Raw genomic sequence first — 17504 nt, 5'->3', positions numbered from 1 at the left:
TTAACGGCCCTTTCCTGAGGCTATGTTTCGTTCAGCTGCGACCGGATCCTGTTCCGCCAACCGGCGGATTTCATCGGCCAGTTCTTCTTCGGCAGTCTTTCCATTCGTTCGGACGGTAGGATCGGGACAAACCCCGATCAGAAAGCCGACGCATTTAATGAGGTGCGAGAGGCCGGCGAGTATCAATAAGCCAAAGCCGACGGGAATCAACAATTTTGCCGGCCAGCGGATCAGGCCACCCGTATTGGACGACAGCTCGTTCAGCACAAAGGACTCGTAGAAATATGGCAGGGATAGCCAAAAAATGAGAATGCAAGCAGGGAACAGAAAGAAAATGACCCCGAAGATCTCGATCATTATTTGTGTACGCCTGGAAAACCGCTGTGCAAGCACATCCACGCGCACGTGTTCGTTTCGCAAGAAGGTATATCCGGCTGCCAAGAGGAAAATTGCACCGAACAAATACCACTGCAACTCGAGCCATGCGTTGGAGCTGATATTGAACACTTTGCGTACGACCGCGTTTGAGGCGCTGACCAGCACGACGACAAGCGTGAGCCATATAACGGCCTGCCCAACCCTCACGTTCAGCGTGTCAATCAACCTGGACAAAGTCAGAAGGAATTTCATGAGATCAACTCGAAGAGAAGCAAAACGCTGGTGCCATCCGCAAGGCGAAAAGCCTGCAAGTATAGACCATGTTGCTAAAAGAAACGGAACGGATTTTAGACGATCCCACCGATTTACGATGTCGGTATATGCCCAGGGTCAGCAGCGCGCCAAGCTGATCCCGAGATGCGAAAACAAAGCTTCGCGTGCGGATATATCCGGAAGGTTGAACTCCTGCGGATAGTCGACTTTGGCCAGATAGAGGCCGTCAGGCGAGAATGTGGGCGCAGCCAGCCGGCGATCGCGATGCCGCAGCAATTCGGCCATCCATGACGGTTCGTTCTTCCCTTGGCCCACATACAGGAGCGCACCCATCAGATTGCGCACCATGTGATGCAGGAAGGCATTCGCTTTGAAGGTGAATAGAAAAAAATCGCTGTGTTGATCTATCTCCAATGCCTGTAAAGTTCGGACCGGACTGGCGGCCTGGCACTGGGAAGAACGAAAACAACTGAAATCGTGTTCGCCGACAAGCATCTGCGCGGCTTCGCGCATGCGGGCAAGGTCAAGGGCATGATAGACCCAACCAGCGCGACCGTACAACATCGGCGACCGCACACGCGCATTGCGAACAATATAAAGATAGGTACGGGAAGCGGCGGAAAACCTCGCATGAAAGCTGTCCGGCACCGTCTGCGCCCACTGTACGGCAATGCTGTCTGGAAGCAAGGCGTTGAGTCCACGCACCCAGGATTCCATGCGTCGCTGGACGGCGGTGTCGATATGGACCACCTGGCCCAGTCCATGCACGCCGGTATCGGTACGACCCGCGCAAATAGTGCCGACCTCTTCTGTCAGAAACGTGCTGAGCGCGTTCTCGACGCGGTCCTGCACGGTGCGCCCGCTAGGTTGCGTTTGCCACCCTTGCCAGAACGAACCGTCGTAGGCGACGCCAAGAGCCATACGCGGCACGGTATCTAGCGCCTAGGTGCCGATGGTTCACCCGGTGTCGAGTGTTCGAGATCCAGATTGATCTGATCAAGTTTTTCCTTGACCATGGCCTCTGTGACGAGCCCTGGGTGATCGTCGTCGTGCGCCGCGTTTGCCCGACGCAATATCCAGGCGATGATCAGTACCACCAATGCCAGAAGGCCAGTAATGACACCCAGCATATGTTCTTGTATCCACGACACGGTTTGTTCTGCCTTGCTTGAAATGGATTCTGTCACGCCATCCGGTTCGTTGGCCCCGGATAGCGACGATGATTTGCCTGCATTGCTGTTATCGGGTCCGGAAGTATTGGCGTTGGACTTGTCTGCGGCGGCCGGTGATTCCGACGGTGTCGGCGTTGCTGCCGTCGTCCTCGAAGTACTGTCCTTGGCTGATGTGCCCGCCGCCGCGGAGTCGCCGCCGCCATTTTGACTGGAGCCCTGGCCAATGCCAGCACTTGTCGCCTCACTGGGTGTTGAGCTTGCATCCACACCGGGTTTCGAATCTGCATCCACACCGGGTGTTGAGCCTGCACCCTCACCGGTCGCCGAGTCCGCACTCTGGCTGGAGCCTGCGCGCTGCCCGGGCGCCACGCCCGTATCCTGGCCAGACCCGATGTTAGTACTGGAAGCGGCGCCCTGGCCCGTACCGGTTTGGCTTCTCGCAGGCACGCCGTTCACCGCTGCAGCAGTGCCTGCGGAATCGCCACTCGGGGCGCGCGCCTGATTCGAGCCGGTTTCTGTCGCGTTGCCATCCGCAGGCGCGGACGCTGAATCGACAAGCGTATTGGCTTTGCTACTACCGACGCTACTTGATGGACTTGAGCCACCAGCGACATTGGCATTCGTACCAGAGGCGGGCGTGGCATTTGTATTTCCCGGTGCAACACCGGTACGGGCGCTGCCAGCCGTGCCCGCATCGCCTGCCATGCCCGGCAACGTGATGCCCAACCCCTTGGCGCCATCGACCAGCAGATCTGTGGCCGCCTCGCCCTGCGCCTGCAAGGCCTGATTCAAGTCTTTGACGTTACGCTCAAGTTGTGACACGCGTGCTTCAGAATCTTTAATGCCTTTTTGCGTTGCTAGACGGTCATCTGCACGCACGTCGGATGATGGTTGCCCACTGGAGGTTTCATTGCCCGCCCCGGCGGCATCTTGGCCGCTGGCTTGTGCGGCGGTGCCGCCCGACGCGCCGTCAGCGCCAACCGATGGACCCGGGCTACCGGATAAACGCAACTGATCGCGCTGCCCTTGCTCGGGTTGGGCTTCGTCCAGGGCGCCAGCTGCGGAGACGACGCCTTTGGCTGGACTGCCTTCCTGCCCGACTATGGGGGCCTGCCCTGCCAGACGCTGACGATATAAGGCAAAAGCTTGTGCCTGCTTTTGAAAAATCCGTCGCGCCTCGCGATCGGAAATGGCAGTGAGTTGTGCCCTGCCCGGCATGGTCAGCGTGGCGCCAGCCTTGACAAGGTTAAGGTTGTTTTCGATGAAGGCTTTCGGGTTTTGCCGTTGCAGCGCTACCATCATTTGGTAAACCGTGACACCTGGCACGGCATGGCGCTGCGCGATGTCAAACATGGTGTCGCCCTGCTGCACGCGGATGGAGCGCGACACGCCACCCGCTTTTGCCGACGTGCTGGAATGCGTCAGGAGACTGACCTGATACCGTTGCTGGCCCGAAGCCGTGCGGATGTCGAGTAATAGATCGGCCACAGGCTTATCGAAAGCCTGCGAGGAACTTACCTGTATGACTTTACTACCCGGAGTCAGACCGTCAGCGATCCGCGTTTTCAGGGTACCGAGGTCGACCGGAGGTGTGAGGCCAGCCTGCGCCCAGGCGGCGGCTGGAGCGGGACTGACCTGAAGGGTCCGCAAGTCCTCGGCACTAAGCTGCTTGACCGGCACATCAATGCGTAGCGGCTGCCCCAGCGTGGATAGGATACGAGAATGTCCGAAACCCGCCGCGTGTGCCGTTGTACACATCAGCAATGCCGTCGCCAAGACCCCAACCAGGAACCTCGGTTTCTGCATTGCGGGAGCAGACGTAGACACGCGGCGGGACATATACATTTTTATAGTTCACCCAGAGTAATTCGCAACATTCGGCGCAGCGGTTCGGCCGCCCCCCATAATAGCTGATCTCCTACGGTAAAAGCGCTTAGATACTCTGGTCCCATTGACATTTTCCGCAAGCGACCCACCGGAATATCCAAGGTGCCGGTGACCGCAACGGGAGTCAGCTGTCGCATGGTTATATCGCGCTCGTTCGGAATAACCTTGGCCCATGCCGAGCCTTCCCGCAGCATGGAGGAAATTTCGTCCAAGGGCACGTCGCGCTTGAGCTTGATGGTCAAAGCCTGGCTGTGACAACGCATGGCCCCGATCCGAACGCAAAGGCCATCGATAGGCGTAGACGCCGTGCCGAACGCCGCGCCCCGGCCGAGAATCTTGTTGGTCTCAGCCTCGGCCTTCCACTCTTCGCGCGACATGCCGTTGCCGAGGTCTTTGTCAATCCACGGTATAAGGTTGCCGCCCAGTGGTACGCCGAAGTGTTCGTGGGGAAGATCGGGATCTTGCTGCGCACGAAGCACACCGCGGTCAATGTCGAGAATTGCCGATGCGGGGTCGTCCAGCTGCAGCTTGACCGCTGCGTTCAGCGCGCCGAACTGGGTGAGCAATTCCCGCATATGCTGGGCGCCGCCTCCCGACGCCGCTTGATAGGTCATGCTGCTCATCCATTCGATGAGATCATTGTTGAACAGGCCCGATAGACCCATGAGCATGCAGCTGACCGTGCAGTTTCCGCCGATGAAGTTCTTCACACCGCGTTGCAACGCGGCATCGATAACGGGACGATTGACCGGGTCGAGGACAATGATGGCGTCGTCGGCCATGCGCAAGGTGCTGGCCGCGTCGATCCAGATTCCGGACCAGCCCGCTGCACGCAGTTTGGGATACACGGCCGAGGTGTAGTCCCCACCCTGAGCGGTGAGAATGATGGGCAGTTTTTTGAGCGCGTCGATGTCGTAGGCATCTTGCAATGGACCCGCAGCTTGGGCCCACGTTGGCGCGGATCCACCTGCGTCGCTGGTCGAGAAAAACACGGGCTCGAAAAGGGAAAAATCATTCTCGTCGCGCATGCGCTGCATGAGGACCGAACCCACCATGCCACGCCAGCCGACCAATCCGACTACTTGGTTCATGTTGCTGTCACTTTAAAAATAGAAATAGATCTGAATTGTTAGTTTAATGCTTTGAGAACGGCGTCGCCCATTTGCGAGGTCGAAACCTTGGTCGTCCCAGCCTCATGGATGTCAGCCGTGCGCAAGCCCTGCTCGAGAACCGCCTGGACCGCGGCCTCGATGCGTTCGGCCTGCCCGGCTTCATTCAATGAATAGCGCAACAGCATTGCTGCCGACAGTATTGTCGCCAGGGGGTTGGCGATATTCTTCCCGGCAATGTCCGGAGCGGAGCCATGACTGGGTTCGTATAGCCCCTGATTGGATGAATTCAGCGACGCCGAAGGTAGCATGCCGATGGAACCGGTAAGCATTGCCGCTTCATCGGAAAGGATATCGCCGAACAGATTGCCGGTAACAATGACGTCAAATTCCTTCGGAGCGCGAACAAGCTGCATTGCTGCATTGTCCACATACATATGTGAAAGCTGGACATCCGGGTAGTCGGAGGCGACCGCGATCATGATGTCGCGCCAGAACTGCGATGTTTCAAGCACATTGGCCTTGTCGACGCTGCACAATTTCTTGTCACGTTTGCGGGCGGCCTGGAATGCTACGTGCGCAATGCGCCGCACTTCGGATTCGGCATAATGCATGGTGTCGAACCCCTGGCGTTCACCCTTGTAAGGCCCGTCTTCCACCTGCCGGACGCCACGCGGCTGCCCGAAATAAATGTCACCCGTCAGCTCGCGGACAATAAGAATGTCGAGGCCCGACACCACTTCGGGCTTCAGCGACGAAGCATTGGCCAATTGAGGATACAAGATGGCGGGACGCAAATTGGCAAACAGGCCTAATGCCTTGCGCAGTCCCAATATGGCTTGTTCGGGACGCAGTTCGCGTGGCAAGGTGTCATATTTCCAGTCGCCTACCGCACCAAACAGGATTGCCGCGGAATTTTTGGCTAAGTCCAGCGTGGCCGGCGGCAGTGGGTGCTCATGGGCATCGAAAGCGGCTCCCCCTACCGGCTCGCTATGCAATTCCAGGTCCAGGCCCAGCGCGGTCAATACCCGAACAGCCTGCTCGGTTATTTCGGTACCGATCCCATCGCCCGGCAGTACGGCAATCTTGTGACTCATTATTTTTTCCTAAACTAATTTGTTGGCTATATACAACAGAAAAGGGCTGCGTCCCGGCGGCCCTTCTCTTTTCTTGGCGAACCGGGACAAGGTCCCTAAGCAATCGGATGCGCTTCCAGCCACGGGTGGCGCGCCAGCCGATCAGCCTCGAACGCACGAATCACATCGGCTTTTTGCAGAGTAAGCGCAATTTCATCCAGGCCATTTATTAAACAATGCTTGCGAAAAGGCTCGATGTCAAAGGCCAACTCACGACCATCGTGAGTAATGACGACCTGGCGTTCGAGATCGATACGCAGCTTGTAGCCGACGAATCCTTTCACCTCGTCGAATAGGCGCGCAATCTGAAGCTCAGGCAGGACAATGGGCAAAAGGCCATTCTTGAAACTGTTGTTGAAAAAGATGTCGGCGTAAGACGGCGCAATGACCGCGCGAAACCCAAACTGCACAAGTGCCCAGGGCGCATGTTCGCGACTCGATCCGCAGCCGAAATTCTTCCGCGCGAGCAGAATGGAAGCACCCTGGTATCGCGGTTGGTTCAGGATGAAATCCGGATTCAGAGGGCGCTTGCTGTTGTCCATGCCCGGCTCTCCGTGGTCCAGATACCGCAGCTCGTCGAATAGGTTCTCGCCAAAACCTGTACGCTTGATGGACTTTAAAAACTGCTTGGGAATGATCAGGTCGGTATCGACGTTTTCACGGTCGAGCGGCGCTACCAGGCCATGATGGGTCGTAAATGCTTGCATGATGGCTTCCTATCGAAAATTGCGTACGTCAACAAAATGACCGGCGATGGCTGCGGCGGCAGCCATCGCAGGGCTCACCAGGTGAGTGCGTCCTCCCTGACCCTGACGCCCCTCGAAATTGCGGTTCGATGTCGAAGCACAGCGCTCGCCGGGTTCCAGGCGGTCAGCGTTCATTGCCAGGCACATGGAGCAGCCCGGCTCACGCCACTCGAACCCGGCTTCCAGAAAGATCTTGTCCAAGCCTTCCCGTTCTGCCTGGAGCTTGACGAGCCCCGAGCCGGGAACCACCATGGCCTGCTTGACTGAAGACGCAACCCGTTTGCCGCGTGCGACGAGCGCCGCGGCACGGAGATCTTCGATACGGGCATTGGTGCAGGAACCAATAAAAATGCGATCGACGGGAATGTCGACCAGAGGTGTATTGGGTTTCAGACCCATATACTGCAAGGCGCGCTCCATGCCGCTGCGTCGCACATCGTCTTTCTCTTTGTCCGGATCCGGCACTCGGCCATCGACCGACAAAACCATTTCGGGCGACGTACCCCACGTAACTTGCGGCATGATGTCACGCGCATTGATTTCCACGACGCGGTCGAAATGGGCGCCTTGATCGGTGTGCAATGTACTCCAGTACTGGACGGCCTGATCCCACAAGATGCCGGAGGGCGCATAAGGACGACCCCGGAAATAATCAATAGTCTTCTGGTCGACGGCGACCATTCCGGAACGGGCGCCCGCTTCGATAGCCATATTGCATACCGTCATGCGACCCTCGACGGACAACGACCGTATTGTGCTGCCGCCAAATTCGATGGCATAGCCCGTACCACCAGCCGTGCCGATCTTCCCGATGACAAAAAGAACCAGGTCCTTGGCCGTACAGCCAAACGGAAGCTCGCCATCAACCTTGATCAACATGCTCTTGTTTTTCTTCATGAGCAATGTTTGCGTAGCCAGTACGTGTTCGACTTCCGACGTGCCGATCCCGAATGCCAATGTACCCAGCGCGCCATGAGTGCTGGTGTGGGAATCGCCGCAGACGACCGTCATGCCAGGCAAGGTTGCGCCCTGCTCCGGCCCGATGATGTGCACAATACCCTGGCGCACATCGTTCATGCGAAATTCGGTAATACCGTACTTTTCGCAGTTTTCGTCCAGCGTATCAACTTGGAGACGCGAGATCGGATCGGCGATGCCGGCCGCGCGTGCTGTGGTCGGAACGTTATGGTCGGCGACCGCCAGGTTGGCGCTGATGCGCCATGGCTTTCTGCCGGCGAGTCCCAACCCCTCGAAGGCCTGAGGGCTGGTGACCTCGTGGACCAGGTGGCGGTCGATATACAGTAAACAGGTACCGTCGGACTCCTGATGCACTACGTGCGCATTCCAGAGCTTGTCGTACAAGGTTTGTGCCATGGCATTGCTCTTTGAAATAAGGGGAAAAAGAAACCTCCCCTAATTATGCCAGTCCCTTAACCTGGTACAAGACTAGTACGTATACTGGTATACCGAGTGCCACCCTGCACGTTCAATTCGATTGAGCCGGCTCTCCACCGGCCAAGCACAAACCTTGCGCCTTATTTGCCGCCCGTTTGTTGATACAAAGGCATGACTTTGTTGGCGGCTTCGGTCAAATCGCCGGTACGGCTGGCCGCCGAGGGATGAGTAGACAGGAATTCCGGTGGCGAACTGCCGGCGCTCAGTGATCCCATTTTTTGCCATAGGGTGATCGCGGCGCGCGGATCGTAGCCCGCACGTGCGGCCAATTCCACGCCAATGCGGTCGGCTTCGGTCTCATGCGTCCGACTGTTGGGCAAGGTGAACATGACCTCGCTGAGCGCGCTGCCCAGGTCGGCCGCGCCGCCGACGCCCGTTACGGCCGAAAGCACCGACAAGCCTACGCTGGTAGCCATTTTCTGAGACACTTGCTCACGCGAGTGCTCACGCAAGGCGTGCGCCATTTCGTGCCCGATGACCGCAGCGAGTTCGGCATCTGTCGGCTTGATCTTGTTAATCAGACCTGTATAGACGGCAATCTTGCCGCCGGGCATGCACCACGCATTGACCTCGTCGGAACTGAATACATGGGTTTCCCAATTCCAGCCGGTGGCATCCGGCCGGAAACTTCCGACATGTTGTATCAGCTTTTGAGTGATGGCCTTAACGCGCCGGGTTTGCGCCGGGTCGGCGTCGAGCGCGCCCTGAGCCTTGGCCTGCGACACCAGGGTTGCGTATTGTTGCGCTGCTTCCTGGTCGAGAGCCTGGGCCGACACCATGCCGGACATATATTGTTTGCGTTCAACACCTACTGAACCCGCACCTGTCGTTTCGACGGTCGAGCAGGCTGAAAGTGCTGTGATGACGCAGGCAATGCCCAGTCCGGAAAGTACTCGGGAAATCGAGGTTTTAGTGTGCATGAGAGTTCCTTTCTGTGGTCGCATGTTTATTCAGCCGCATTGCGCGCGATGACGCAATGCATGGTCCATCAAAACGATGGCAAGCAACGCCTCAACGATAGGTGTGGCGCGTATGCCAACGCAAGGGTCATGGCGACCCAGAGTCTGTACCTTAACGGCTTCGCCCGCGCGATTTATCGATTGGCGCTCGATCCGTATGCTGGATGTCGGCTTGATAGCCACGGAGACCGTGATGGCCTGTCCCGAAGAGATGCCCCCGAGCACACCACCCGCATGGTTGCTGAGAAAACCTTCCGGGGTGATCTCGTCGCCGTGTTCCGATCCGCGCTGTGTCACACAGGCAAAGCCCGCCCCGATGGATACCCCTTTTACAGCGTTCAGGCCCATCATGGCATGGGCAATATCGGCGTCCAGCCGATCATACAGCGGCTCGCCCCACCCGGCAGGCGGATTTTCCGCGACAACTTCGATACGCGCCCCGATGGAGTCACCGTCCCGGCGCAATTGATCCATGTAGGCCTCGAGTTCGGGTACGACCCGCGCATTCGGAGCATAGAATGGGTTGTTGGGGACCTCGTCCCATGATTCGAAGGGAATGGACACAGGGCCCAACTGACTCATGTAGCCTCGAATCTTAATGCCATGGGTTTGGGCCAGCCACTTTTTGGCAATGGCACCCGCGGCGACCGTAGGCGCCGTCAGGCGCGCCGATGACCGGCCTCCACCGCGCGGGTCTCGGTCGCCGAACTTGCGATCATACGTGTAGTCGGCATGTCCGGGACGGAAAGTGTCGACAATATTACCGTAGTCTTTACTGCGCGCATCGGTGTTGCGGATGAGTATCCCGATAGGCGTGCCCGTGCTGACCCCTTGATAGACTCCTGAAAGAATTTCGACCTGATCCGCTTCCTGGCGCTGGGTGACATGCCGCGACGTGCCGGGACGGCGCCTGTCGAGCTCTATCTGGAGATCCGCTTCGGTCAATGCGAGTCCGGGCGGGCAACCATCGATGACAGCCCCAATGGCGGGGCCATGCGATTCGCCAAAATTGGTGACGCAGAAGAGCTTACCTAGAGTATTACCGGACATAGTCGATTTTTATGATTCAAGACGGTGAAAAACAAGCAAGACGGACACTGGTCCGGCAAGCATCATGACGAACAACTGACCTCGAGCTGGCATGCCCATTCAGGCGGTTTGGCCGCATAGGCATCATAGCCGGGCCGTTCGGTATAAGGATCACGCAGCAGCTTGAGCAATGTTTCGATTTCGCTCGCATCGCCCTTGCTGGCGGCCTGTATCGCCGCCTCTGCCAGATGATTCCGCAGTACATAGAGGGGGTTTGCACTATTCATCAGCGCACGTCGTTCTTGATCGGGAAGCGCCTGCCGGGACAGCCGCGCCACATAGAGATCGAGCCATGTCTGCGCGGCAGCCGCGTCCTCGAACGCGGCCACAAACGCGTCATTGTCCCGTGGCGCGTTGGCTAGACCGCGAAAACTCAAGGTGAAATCCGCGCGCTGACCGTGCAACAAGGCCCACCAGTCGTCCACCAGTTTTTCGTCAGTCGGCTCCCACTGGCTCAAGCCCAGTTTTTTGCACATATCGCCACGATAGGCGTCGAGGAAAGCAGGTTCGAAATGCGCAATTTGCTCTTTGAGTGCTTGCGCATCCACACCCAGGCACAGCAAGCTACTGGCGAGGCGATACAAATTCCAGTGGGCCACGGAGGGCTGGGCGTTCCACGCGTAACGGCCCTGCTCATCGCTGTGATTGCACACATGATTGGCCTGAAACGCATCCATGAAACCGTAAGGGCCGTAGTCGATGGTCAGACCCAGAATCGACATGTTGTCGGTATTCATGACGCCGTGGCAAAACCCCACTGTTTGCCAATGGGCCACCAGTTGTGCCGTTTTCACGACGACCGATTTCAGGAACCGCAACACGGCGCCGTCGTCACCGCCACCCTCGCCGGGATCCGCATCCCTGCATTCCGGGTAATGCCGATTTATGACGTAGTCCAGGAGGATGCGCAGATTATCGGGTGAGGAGGACCAATGCTCGAATGAACCGAACCGTATGAAACTTGGGGACACCCGGGTGACTATGGCAGCCGTTTCCACCGTTTCGCGATAAACCGGGTCGTCCGATACGACGAGCGCCAGGGCCCGTGTCGTTGGTATGGACAGACCGACCATCGCCTCACTGGCCAAATACTCTCGTACTGACGAGCGTAGTACCGCCCGCCCGTCGCCCATGCGCGAATAAGGAGTTCGTCCAGAACCTTTCAGCTGCAGTTCCCACGATCCCGATGAACTGACGACCTCGCCCAGCAAGTGTGCACGGCCATCGCCCAATTGACCCGCCCAGACGCCAAATTGATGTCCGCTGTAGACAGCGGCAAGTGTCAAGCCACCTGGCAACGGAGCCGATCCGGCGACCACATCAAGGAATTCCGGGGTATCCAGTGCCGCCTGGGACAACCCCAGCAAGCGTGCGACATCGGCATTGGCGTGCAATAAGCGCGGGTTGCGCAAGACTTGCGGCTCCAGCCGTGTATAGAATGCCGCGGGCAATTGCGCAAAGGAGTTTTCCACCCGGAGCTGTTCAATGGAATTGATCATGCTACGTCCTTAGGCTGCGGCTTTCTTCTTGGAGGCCTGCTTTGCAGGCCTAAGATAGAAGATAGCGCATAAATAGAACACCAGCGAGAACAGTATCTCGAAGCCCGCCATGAGTGCTGACATGGGAGAAGGGTCGGACCATGCCCGCACCACGCCTTCCATAAAATAGAGCATTATCAGCATCGCGGCCCATTGCAGCGTGTACAAGCGTCCCTTCAGGACGCCCGGCAGGGGCAACAACAGCGGTAGAACTTTCAAAGCCAGCAGGGAGCCACCGGGCCGCAGCGGCGCGATGTACATCTCCCACAACAGGCATAAAACGATGAGCCCGATGAGCGATGCCGACGCGCCATGGCGCAAAACAGGGTTAAGTTGCGTATTCATACTGGTATTATGACTCGAAAGGGACGAGTCTCGCCCGAACAATGCTCCGGAATGTAAAGCTAAGAGCGCCGCTACCATGACTACTGACCCGATCAGCGACAAGCCCTCGCCCTCCGGCTCTGCCGATGGCGCGGCATTGCCAGCCCCAAACGACCCAACGGAAGGGCCGCGACTGGAAAACACCAGCACACCGGCAGTGGGCTTTAACAACGCAAAAAAAATAGCCACCTTTGCCTTGCAACGCGCCGCCGAAAAAAAGCTCACTCAGGTCGCCGCCAGCTTAACCTTCACCACCGTCCTGAGCATAGTGCCTCTGCTCGCCGTCGTGCTCTCGCTCTTTACCGCTTTCCCACTGTTTGCGGAGTTCAGGGTTGCACTGGAAAGTTTTCTGACCAGCAGCCTGATGCCGCCGTCCGTGTCGGAAAACGTCATGCAGTACTTAAACCAGTTTGCCGCCAAGGCTTCGGGTCTTACCGCCGCCGGTACGCTTTTCCTGATCGTCACATCAGTCATGCTATTCATGACCATCGACGAAGCATTCAACGACATCTGGCAGGTCGAACGCCAGCGGCCGCTGCGCCAGCGCATGCTGGTCTATTGGGCAATCATATCCCTGGGCCCCATACTGGCTGGCGGCAGCCTGTGGGCGACGTCCATGCTGGCGAGGGAGTCTTTGGGCCATGTCGAAGAACTTCCGGCCATTGTCGGCTTCGCACTTTCTTTTGTACCCTTGATTGTCACCGGTCTGGGGTTTACCGCCCTTTTTGTCGGTGTCCCGAATCGCCGTGTACTGTGGCGCGATGCGCTGGTCGGCGGCATGGGAACCGCCATTGTGCTGGAAATAATGCGCGCGGGCTTTGCCTATTACCTTACCCAGTTTCCCTCATACACCATCGTGTATGGCGCCTTTGCCACCTTGCCGATATTCCTGTTATGGATCTATCTTTCCTGGCTGGCCATTTTGCTGGGCGCCACGGTCGCAGCCACCCTTCCCGCGCTAAAACAGCGTCGTTGGGAACTTCAACACTACCCCGGCGCCCTGTTTGTCGACGCCATCCGGGTATTGCGCTTACTGTGGCTGGCGCAAGGCGCCCAACCGCCCGGGCGCAGCATGCGCTTTCTCTGTGCCCGTCTACAACTGCACCAGGACGAACTCAGTGCCGTATTGAGTGCGCTGAGAAAACTGGGTTACGTCGTGGACACCGAAGGCCAGGATGCCGACCAGTGGGTTCTGGCTTGCGACCAGCGTGAAACGACGATCGGGCCTCTGATCGATGGCCTCCTCATCGATCGAAACCAGCCTGGGCTGGCCGTAGAGGATTTACTGCTTGATGCGCTTTCCATATCTTTGACACATGCGGATCAAAGACTGGCAGACTTGATGGACGGCCATATAGCACTACCCGAAAGCACATATATGGTGCAAAATAGGTCTACCGTGGCGCACGGGGAAACACAGGAGCAAAACCATGTTGAAAGTCAGTGAAATCTTACGCGTGAAGGGCGACACCCTTTATACCGCCACGCCAGATATGCCCATCCTGCAAGCGCTAGAAACCATGAGCGAGCAAGACATCGGTTCGCTGGTCATTATGGAACATGGCCAACTAGTGGGTATGCTGACCTTCCGGGAAATCATCCGCCATCTGCACGATAACCATGGCAATACCGGCACGCACACGGTACGCAGCATCATGGACGATGCACCCGTAAGCGTCTCGCCCAATACCAGCGCCGACGAAGTTCAGCGCCTGATGCTGGAAAAGCATGCGCGCTATATGCCTGTCATGGACGGCCCCATTCTGATGGGGGTCATTTCCTTTTACGACATGGCGCAAGCCATCGTTGCCGCCCAAGCCTTCGAGAACAACATGCTCAAGGCTTATATCCGCGACTGGCCATCTGACTCGGAAGCAGCCAGCCAGTAGGCGAAGCTGCATCGGCGCGCGACTCGCCTTATCCCACGACAGACGGGTCGCGCAAACGCCACAAACGCAACGCGATATGAACTTCAAGGGCACGGGCCGAGTCGCGCCATGCCCCCAACAGCCTGTCCAGCCCATCCAGGCGCTGACGAAATGTATTGATGTGTATGTCCAGCGCACGGGCAGCGGTACGCGCGTTATAGCCATGATCCAGGTAGGCAAGCAACGAACGTCCCAACTCCACCTTCCGGGGGTCGCAAGCCTGATATAAGGGTCCCAATATCGACTGCAAGTAGGCGTCAATCTCGAGCGGATCCAGTCTTCCGAACAGAAACGAGTACATGCCAAGTTCGCGTTCCCGGAAAATTTCACCTCGGCGTTCCAGCACACCCAGGAAGCGCAGGCAGTTGCTCGCGGATTGGTAAGAGGCCGGAATACGCGATGGATCGGCAGTGGGCTCCGAAACGACGCCGGTGAAATCCAGGCGGCGTTCGACAAAATAACGCGTCAGCGACTCCTTCAGGCGCGCGAGCGAAATCTGGTCGACCACGAAAACCAATGCATCGCCGACTTCGTCGAAGAGAGCATGGAAGCCGTCCAGCAGCCGGCGCAACTGCTGCGCGATGTAGGTCGCCCGTCCGGACGGCACCTGGATGACCAACACACATACAGGCTGCGCGAGGTCCAGTCCATAAACCAATGTCTGCACGGCCAACGCTTTCAGGTTGCTTTGCGGCTGCAGAATCAGTCGGCGCAACGCGACCGGATTGTCAGACCATAGCGTGGATTCGCGCCGTTCCTTGAGCAGCAGGACGATGCTGGTCACGAGCGAACTGCGTTCCAGAATCCGTACCGCGACCTCATTGAGTGCAGCGTGTGTATGGATGATGAGTCCACCAAGCAAACCTGCTCCGCCGGTCACCGCCGAGACCCGGCATTCGTGCCCCTCTTCGCTCAAGGCAACCACTGACCGGCCAAGACGGCGGCTTTCATCAAGGGCCGCGTGTATCCGGTCTTCAAGACTATGCCGGCGGGTAGGATCGGCAATCGCCGCAACCGGATGAGTGTATCCCGGTCCGGTCGATGTACATACCTCTAGTTCGCCCTCGTCGCATACCACGACGTGGCCTCCAAGCCGGTGTGCCACCATGTGGCAGATGTCACGCAGCTCTCCTCCACGCGCCACCAACGAAGTCAGTTGCTCGTGCACCTCGGCGGCTGCCCGGGTGTCGGCCGTCTGCTTGACCAGCAAGGCATTGGCCGCGCCGGCTTGCTGCAATGCGAATTCAGCCTGCTCGAACAACCTGGCGTTGCCGATCGCAACGGAGGCGTGCGCGGCAAGCGTCGATAGTATCGACATCTCCCATGCGATGTACGACCTGACATAGCGGTCGCCAACAAAGAGCACGCCGATCACCTGATCCGCGGCCAGCAGCGGAACGCCCAATATGGACTGAATATTCTCGTCGGTCATAGCCGAATCGATTAGGCGGTTATGGGTAAAGCGGCTGTCCGCGACGTAGTCGGACGAGGCGTACGGCGCGCGATTGCGGGCGACATAACCGCATACACCGATATCGATTCCTACCCTGACCTGCTTGAACTTTGCCGAGAACGCGCCATCGGTGGCACGCACGTAAAAATCGCCTTGCTGATCGTCGTAGATGGACAGGTAGCCGACGTCGCAGCCGATCAGCTTGCGCGCGCGCTGCACGATCGCCTGCAGGACGCGATCCAGGTCGGTAAGCGCAGTGAGATCCTGAGCGGTCTCAATCACCGCCAACAATCCGCGCTCACGCAGTTGATGCTGCTCGAATCGCTCGCGTATGGTGATAGCCATCTCCACGCTTCGGATCAAATCCCCCTTGGCTGCGCTTTCCGGCAAGGACATGATTCCATCATCCCGCAAACCGACAAGTTCGTGGCGATCCTCGCCTTGATACAGCGCACGCAGAATGCGGTAGTGATAGTCGTCAACAGAAAGCACTGGCGGGCCTCGTTGCATTTGAACATACAAGAATGATTTATATGTGCACTTATAACATTTGTTTTCGAACCTCCGCTACCTATACTAAGCGCACCCCTCTTGACCAACATCCATTATTAGAACCTGACCTCCCATGAGCCTGGATTCACGCCTACCGAATTTTCGCGCCCTCAATCCCGCCGAGCGCCTGAACCACATTGCCGAAAAGGCCCAGCTGGCCACCGAAGAACGCCAACTCCTGGCCGCGGCCGGCGCTCTCCCGATCGACACAGCCGATGGCATGATCGAGAACGTCGTCGCGAAGTTTGAATTGCCTTACGCCATTGCCGGTTATTTCCAGATCAACGGCAAAGATGTACTGGTACCGATGGCCGTGGAAGAGCCCTCCGTTGTGGCGGCCGCTTCGTACATGGCCAAGCTGGTACGTGAGAACGGCGGATTCCAGACATCCAGCACCGGTCCCATCATGCGTGCCCAGGTCCAGCTGATGAACGTTTCCGATCCCTATGGCGCCAGGCTTGCCATCTTGCAGCATCGCCAGGAAATCATCGATATCGCCAACAGCCGTGACCGCGTTCTCATCGGCCTGGGCGGTGGCTGCCGCGACATCGAAGTGTATGTCTTTGCGGACACCGCGCGCGGCGCCATGGTGATCACGCACCTGATCGTGGATGTGCGCGACGCCATGGGCGCCAATACGGTGAATACCATGGCTGAGGCCGTGGCCGGGCGTATCGAACAAATTACAGGGGGCCGGGTACGCCTGCGTATTCTGTCGAATCTTGCCGACCTGCGCCTGGCCCGCGCCCGTGTGCAGTTGTCTGGCCAGACGCTCGCTAGCAAAGACTATAGCGGACAGGAAGTGATCGACGGCATCGTGGACGCCTATGCATTCGCGGCGGTCGACCCCTACCGGGCGGCAACGCACAACAAGGGGATCATGAACGGTATCGATCCCATCATCGTCGCCACGGGCAACGACTGGCGTGCCGTAGAAGCTGGCGCTCATGCCTATGCCTGCCGCCAAGGCCGCTATACCTCCTTGAGCACCTGGGAAATCGCCGCCAACGGAGACCTGGTCGGGACGCTGGAAATGCCCATGCCTGTGGGGCTGGTGGGTGGTGCCACTAAAACGCATCCACTTGCCCGGCTTTCCTTGAAGATCATGGCCGTGACGTCCGCCCAGGAATTGGCCGAGATCGCCGTGGCTGTCGGTCTTGCTCAAAATATGGCGGCCCTGCGCGCCTTGTCCACCGAAGGTATCCAGCGCGGTCACATGGCCTTGCATGCGCGCAACATAGCCATCGCCGCGGGCGCCAAAGGCCAGGATGTGGACTGGGTAGTACGAGAAATGGTAATCAACAAAGATGTGCGCGTTGACCTGGCCATCCAACTACTGCAGCAGCGCAACGCCGCAAAAGCTTGAAACCAGAAAAAGAATCTGCTGGGCCCTGGAACTGAACACCCCAATAAAAACTGGAGACAACATCATGAACAAATCGCTA

15 protein-coding genes are annotated in these 17504 nt (G+C 58.0%); 3 read left to right on the top strand and 12 right to left on the bottom strand.

All coding sequences use genetic code 11. The features are described from left to right. From CR155_RS17445 to CR155_RS17395, 11 genes are all read right to left on the bottom strand, one after another. Window positions 1-630, bottom strand: coding sequence for a TRAP transporter small permease subunit (locus CR155_RS17445; protein WP_102071313.1), 630 nt, complete (start codon window positions 628-630; stop codon window positions 1-3). 138 nt (window positions 631-768) lie between these two features. Then, window positions 769-1581, bottom strand: coding sequence for a tRNA pseudouridine(38-40) synthase TruA (gene truA, locus CR155_RS17440; RefSeq protein ID WP_102071312.1), 813 nt, complete (start codon window positions 1579-1581; stop codon window positions 769-771). 5 nt (window positions 1582-1586) lie between these two features. Then, window positions 1587-3629 carry a FimV/HubP family polar landmark protein gene (locus CR155_RS17435; protein ID WP_158238298.1) on the bottom strand — a complete coding sequence of 681 codons (2043 nt, stop codon included), beginning with the start codon at window positions 3627-3629 and terminating at the stop codon, window positions 1587-1589. Between the two features lie 41 nt (window positions 3630-3670). Beyond that, window positions 3671-4801 carry an aspartate-semialdehyde dehydrogenase gene (gene asd / locus CR155_RS17430; RefSeq protein WP_102071310.1) on the bottom strand — a complete coding sequence of 377 codons (1131 nt, stop codon included), beginning with the start codon at window positions 4799-4801 and terminating at the stop codon, window positions 3671-3673. A 38-nt stretch (window positions 4802-4839) separates the two neighbouring features. After that, window positions 4840-5916 carry a 3-isopropylmalate dehydrogenase gene (gene leuB / locus CR155_RS17425; protein WP_102071309.1) on the bottom strand — a complete coding sequence of 359 codons (1077 nt, stop codon included), beginning with the start codon at window positions 5914-5916 and terminating at the stop codon, window positions 4840-4842. Window positions 5917-6011: 95 nt separating this feature from the next. Continuing rightward, window positions 6012-6662 (bottom strand): 3-isopropylmalate dehydratase small subunit, encoded by a 651-nt coding sequence (gene leuD, locus CR155_RS17420; RefSeq protein WP_102071308.1) that lies wholly within the window; start codon window positions 6660-6662, stop codon window positions 6012-6014. A gap of 9 nt (window positions 6663-6671) precedes the next feature. Then, window positions 6672-8075 carry a 3-isopropylmalate dehydratase large subunit gene (gene leuC, locus CR155_RS17415; RefSeq protein WP_102071307.1) on the bottom strand — a complete coding sequence of 468 codons (1404 nt, stop codon included), beginning with the start codon at window positions 8073-8075 and terminating at the stop codon, window positions 6672-6674. 161 nt (window positions 8076-8236) lie between these two features. Next, entirely contained in the window at window positions 8237-9076 is an 840-nt protein-coding gene (locus CR155_RS17410) for a M48 family metallopeptidase (RefSeq protein WP_102071306.1), read from the bottom strand. Between the two features lie 30 nt (window positions 9077-9106). Then, window positions 9107-10165 (bottom strand): chorismate synthase, encoded by a 1059-nt coding sequence (aroC, locus tag CR155_RS17405; RefSeq protein WP_102071305.1) that lies wholly within the window; start codon window positions 10163-10165, stop codon window positions 9107-9109. 62 nt (window positions 10166-10227) lie between these two features. Continuing rightward, window positions 10228-11703: a protein adenylyltransferase SelO gene (locus CR155_RS17400; RefSeq protein ID WP_102071304.1), complete on the bottom strand. Its 1476-nt coding sequence runs from the start codon at window positions 11701-11703 to the stop codon at window positions 10228-10230. Between the two features lie 9 nt (window positions 11704-11712). Beyond that, a complete protein-coding gene (locus tag CR155_RS17395; protein WP_102071303.1) occupies window positions 11713-12087 on the bottom strand; it encodes a DUF2069 domain-containing protein in 375 nt (124 codons plus the stop codon). Window positions 12088-12163: 76 nt separating this feature from the next. Between CR155_RS17395 and CR155_RS17390 the strand changes: the two genes are divergently transcribed. Continuing rightward, entirely contained in the window at window positions 12164-13573 is a 1410-nt protein-coding gene (locus CR155_RS17390) for a YihY family inner membrane protein (RefSeq protein ID WP_102071302.1), read from the top strand. Continuing rightward, the gene (locus CR155_RS17385) at window positions 13557-14015 is read left to right on the top strand and encodes a CBS domain-containing protein (RefSeq protein ID WP_102071301.1); all 459 of its coding nucleotides are present in this window, start codon (window positions 13557-13559) and stop codon (window positions 14013-14015) included. The genes CR155_RS17390 and CR155_RS17385 overlap by 17 nt, the downstream gene beginning before the upstream one ends. Window positions 14016-14043: 28 nt before the next feature. Here the strand turns inward: CR155_RS17385 and CR155_RS17380 are convergent, their stop codons facing one another. After that, window positions 14044-15999: a helix-turn-helix domain-containing protein gene (locus tag CR155_RS17380; RefSeq protein WP_158238297.1), complete on the bottom strand. Its 1956-nt coding sequence runs from the start codon at window positions 15997-15999 to the stop codon at window positions 14044-14046. 133 nt (window positions 16000-16132) lie between these two features. Between CR155_RS17380 and CR155_RS17375 the strand changes: the two genes are divergently transcribed. Further along, window positions 16133-17425 (top strand): hydroxymethylglutaryl-CoA reductase, degradative, encoded by a 1293-nt coding sequence (locus tag CR155_RS17375; protein ID WP_102071299.1) that lies wholly within the window; start codon window positions 16133-16135, stop codon window positions 17423-17425. Window positions 17426-17504 lie beyond the last annotated feature (79 nt).

This window comes from Pollutimonas nitritireducens, from assembly GCF_002849615.1.
Lineage (GTDB): Bacteria > Pseudomonadota > Gammaproteobacteria > Burkholderiales > Burkholderiaceae_B > Pollutimonas > Pollutimonas nitritireducens.
The sequence above is the reverse complement of the archived record's forward strand: the minus strand, read 5'-3'. Positions and strand labels throughout refer to the sequence as shown.